Below are 4258 nucleotides of genomic sequence, written 5' to 3'. Positions count from 1 at the left end.
GGCCAGGCACGATCGGCATCAGCGGCAGCGGCAAGTCGCCGTCGACCACATGAAGGTCGGTGCGACAGACCGCGCAGGCCAGCACGCGAAGCCGCAGCTCGCCGGCCGCAGGCTCCGGCAGCGGGCGACGTTCGAGTCTCAGCGCCTGCCCGGCGGCATGGAGCACCATCGCGCGCATCTTTGTCATCCTCAGGGCATGTACTTGCCGCCGTTGATCGACAACGTGGTGCCAGTGATGAAGCCGGCATCGTCCGCCGCGAGGAAGACAACCGCCCGCGCAATCTCGGCGGTCGTCGCGAGGCGTCCGGCCGGAACGGCCTTCAGGATCTGCGCGAGCACCTCCGGCGGGACGGCGCCGACCATCGACGTGTCCGTGTAGCCGGGGGCGATGACGTTGGCCGTGATGTTGCGCGATGCTCCCTCGAGCGCCAGCGATTTCGTGAAGCCGATCAGGCCGGCCTTGGTGGCCGCGTAGTTGCACTGGCCGACCTGGCCCGAGAGGCCGTTGACCGAACCCATGTTGACGATGCGGCCGAAGCGGCGCTCCCGCATGCCTTCGATCACCGCCCGGCACATGTTGAAGCAGCCGCCCAGGTTGATGTCGAGCACCTCGCGCCATAGCTCGAAGCTCATCTTGTGCAGCATGGCGTCGCGCGTGATGCCGGCGTTGTTGACCAGCACCTCGACCGGGCCGAGTTCGGCCTCGACCCGCGCCACCCCGTCGCGGCAGGCGGCCGGATCGGCCACGTTCCAGGCCAAGGCCGGAATGCCGGTCCGCGCGGCGAATTCCTGCGCGGCCTCGGCGTGGGTGCCGTAGTTGACCGCCACGCGGTAGCCCGCAGCGAGCAGGGCTTCCGCCGTGGCGGCGCCGATGCCGGCGGTGCCTCCGGTGACGAGTGCGACGCGCGTGGTCATTCCAGCTTCCTTTCAGCGGTTGGAAGGCGCATGGCGCCCTGGCGCTTGACTGTAGAGCTCGCGCCGTCGACGGAATTGCGCTGGATCAAGCGCCGTCGATGCGGCGCTTGTTAGTGGGCCAGAACGTAAAGGCCCGGTGCCTCGCAGACCGGCGCCAGGCCGTGTCGGGCGTCGCCCATGCGCGGCGGCTTTCGGCGCGGTCCCGAATGGTCGGCCAGCCAGGTCTGCAAGGCCGGCCACCAGGAGCCTTCGACACGCTCCGCACCGGCTTCGTAGGCATCCGGCGGCACATAGGGGGCGCCCGCTGCGCGCTGCAGGATCTGGTAGGCGCGGTGCGGGTGCCCGGGTTCGCTCACGATGCCCGCGTTGTGTCCGCCATCGGTGAGGACGAAGCAGAGGTCGGCATCGCACAGCAGGTTCAGCTTGTAGACCGAATGCCAGGGCGCGACATGGTCGGTGCGGGTGCCGACGGCGAAGATCGGCGCCTTGATGTCCCCGAGCGAGACCGGTCGGCGCTTGACCCGGAAGCGGCCCTCCGCCAGGTCGTTGTCGAGGAACAGACTGCGCAGGTAGTCGGCATGCATCCGGTAGGGCATGCGCGTGCCGTCGGCGTTCCACGCCATCAGGTCGGTCATCGGCGCCCGCTCTCCGAGCAGGTAGTTGTGCACCATGGGCGACCAGATGAGGTCGACGGCGCGCAGCAGGGCGAAGGCGCCGGCCATCTGGCTGGAATCGAGGTAGCCCTGGCGCGCCATGACGTCTTCCAGGAAGGTCAGCTGGCTTTCGTCGATGAACAGGGCGAGCTCGCCCGGTTCGGTGAAGTCGGTCTGCGCCGCCAGCAGCGTCACCGAGGCCAGTCGCTGGTCGTGGTCGCGCGCCATCGCGGCAGCCCCGATGGCAAGCAGCGTCCCGCCCAGGCAGTAGCCCAGCGCATGGATGCGCTGCGCCGGAACGATCGACTCGATGGCATCGAGGCTCGCCATCAGGCCCTGGGCCAGGTAGTCCTCGATGCCCAGCTCGGCATCCGCGGCCTCGGGGTTCTTCCAAGAGATGGCAAACACCGTGTGGCCCTTGTCGACCAGGTAGCGGATCAGCGAGTTGTGCGGGGACAGGTCGAGGATGTAGAACTTCATGATCCACGCGCTCATGATCAGCACCGGTTCGGGGTGCACGGTCGGCGTGGTCGGCGTGTACTGGATCAGCTCCATGAGGCGGTTGCGCAGCACGACCTTGCCCGGCGTGCAGGCCACGCGCTGGCCGGGCACGAAGTCCTCCGCGCCCTTCGGCGGCAGGTGCCGGAGCCTGCGCTGCAGGTCGTCGGCCAAGTTCTGCGCCCCTTGCAGCAGATTCATGCCCGCGCTGGCCGCGGTCCGCTGCAGGACCAGGGGATGGGTGGCGATCGAATTCGCCGGCGAGAACATCAGCTGCAACTGCTGCGCCGCAAAGGCGACCACCCGCCCATGGTGGCGCTCCACGCCCGGCACGCCTTCCGTGAGGTCCCGAAGAGACTGTTCGCCGGCGCGAAAGGCCTGTCGGTAGAGGCTGAACGGCCATTCGTCCCAGCAGTGTTCCGCGAGGCGAGGGTCGTAGGCGCGGGCGGGCGATTTTGCAGGGGCCTGGCCGGCGCCCTGGCCTTGCGTACGCAGTGCATTCAGCCACGGTCGCAGCATCAGGACCTGGGCGCTGCGGGCAGGCTGCGCCGCCAGGTGGATGGCCCAGTCCGACCAGGCCAGCAGCAGCGAAGCGGGCGACAGGCCCCGCGTCCACTTGGCCATGGCGGCGTGCAGCGTGCGGTCCAGTTCGTCCTTCGGGTCGTTCATTCGGCGGTCCTTGGTTTCGGGCGATGCCGGGCCTTCGGCCCGCGTTTCGCACGGAGTCTGCCGGCTCGAGTCCCTGTTGCAATTTGACGCCGCGCAAGAAAAGTCGCCGTCGACGGCGCTAATGTCCTTGCATGCCAGCGATGGCTTTGAAAGGAAGCTTCATGCAAACACCGAAGACGATTCTGCTGCACTTGGACAGTTCCGCGCGCACGGCGGAACGGGTCAAGGTCGCGCGGCATCTGGCCGAGGCTTTCGACGCCGAGGTCACGGGCCTGCCTTGCACGACCTCGGCGCTGATGCGCTATCCCTACGCGCTGGAAGGCGCGGCGGAGGCCATGGCGATCATGGACGAGCTCGACCAGGAGTGCCGCGACAAGGTGCATGCGATTTTCACGGAGGCCGCCGGCGGCTCGCCCCGCCTCCACTGGTCCGAGCCCTTGAGCGATGCGCCCTGGGGCTTCGCCCGGCGTGCCCTGTATGCCGACCTGATGATCCTGGGCCAGCGCGACCCCGACGACCCCGTCGCCGACGAGTTGCCTGTCGACTTCCTGGCGAGCACGCTGGTGGCGAGCGGCCGTCCTGCGTTGCTGCTGCCCTATGCGGGGCCGGTGAACGCCGTCGGGCGCAACGTGCTGATCGCGTGGAAGCAGACGCGCGAGGCCGCGCGTGCGGTATCGGCCGCGCTGCCGTGGCTGGTCCGTGCGGATTCCGTGCAGGCGGTCTGCCACGGCGAGGCCGCCGATGCGTCGCTGCAAAGCCTGCAGGCCTATCTGAAGGCCCAGGGCGTGTCCGCCGTGGTGCGTTCCGGGGGGGCGGAGGGCAGCGATGTCGGCGAGCACATGCTGTCGACCGCCGCCGACATGAGTGCTGACCTGCTCGTGATGGGCTGCTACGGCCACAGCCGGGCGCGCGAATGGGTGCTGGGCGGGGCCACGCGGTCGATCCTGCAATCCATGACGCTGCCGGTGCTGATGTCGCACTGATTCCGATGCAGGCTTCGAGGCGCGGTCAACGGACGCTGCCCCGCGGGGGCTGTGGTGCCGGCACGGACCAGGCGGGGCGCTCCGTGCGCTGGGTGTCGATGACCACCAGATAGCGTCCCGGATCTTCGACCGGCGTCTGTGCGGCGGGCAGCACCCATATCGCCGAACCTTCGGCCCTGGCCTGAAGATAGTCCGCATCCAGCACGCCGAAGCGATCGAGCAGGCGGTTCAGCTGTGCCGGGATGCGTACGCAGCCCTTCGATTGGACGCTGCCGAGGCGCCGTTCGAGCCGGTCCGGATCGGTGGAGTGCATCTGGAGTCGCATCATGCTCGTCCCGCCGTGTCCCCAGAGGCGCTCGGCCTCCTGCCAGCCGAAATCGAAGACCCGCATGCCGGCCGCTCCGTAGCCCCGGATGCCGTTCTCGTTGCGGGTGCCTTCGGCGCGGAAGTCGGGATTCGACGGCGTGTGCGCGAAGACGCCGAGGGGCGTCTGGAAGTGATCGAACTCGCCACCGCGGCCCGTCGAGACCGGCGAAGCGC

The 4258-nt window shown here is 68.9% G+C and carries 3 protein-coding genes and 2 pseudogenes; 1 reads left to right on the top strand and 4 read right to left on the bottom strand.

Annotation, left to right across the window (positions count from 1 at the left end; all coding sequences use genetic code 11):
• The 3 genes and pseudogenes from AC1DY5_RS44400 to AC1DY5_RS44390 form a co-directional block, all read right to left on the bottom strand.
• A pseudogene (locus AC1DY5_RS44400) lies at nucleotides 1–187 on the bottom strand (alcohol dehydrogenase); the annotation flags it as partial.
• Nucleotides 188–189: 2 nt separating this feature from the next.
• The gene (locus AC1DY5_RS44395) at nucleotides 190–915 is read right to left on the bottom strand and encodes a 3-oxoacyl-ACP reductase (RefSeq protein ID WP_478120775.1); all 726 of its coding nucleotides are present in this window, start codon (nucleotides 913–915) and stop codon (nucleotides 190–192) included.
• A gap of 110 nt (nucleotides 916–1025) precedes the next feature.
• Complete coding sequence (locus tag AC1DY5_RS44390; RefSeq protein ID WP_478120774.1) at nucleotides 1026–2735, bottom strand: PHA/PHB synthase family protein; 1710 nt, start codon at nucleotides 2733–2735, stop codon at nucleotides 1026–1028.
• A gap of 161 nt (nucleotides 2736–2896) precedes the next feature.
• Between AC1DY5_RS44390 and AC1DY5_RS44385 the strand changes: the two genes are divergently transcribed.
• Nucleotides 2897–3718, top strand: a complete 822-nt coding sequence (locus tag AC1DY5_RS44385) for a universal stress protein (RefSeq protein WP_478120773.1) — start codon at nucleotides 2897–2899, stop codon at nucleotides 3716–3718.
• Nucleotides 3719–3743: 25 nt separating this feature from the next.
• On the opposite strand, the pseudogene AC1DY5_RS44380 reads toward AC1DY5_RS44385, so the two are convergent.
• Nucleotides 3744–4258, bottom strand: a pseudogene (locus tag AC1DY5_RS44380) (murein L,D-transpeptidase); the annotation flags it as partial.

This window comes from Variovorax sp. P4_D9, from assembly GCF_056401695.1.
This window is presented reverse-complemented; position numbering and strand designations above follow the sequence as displayed.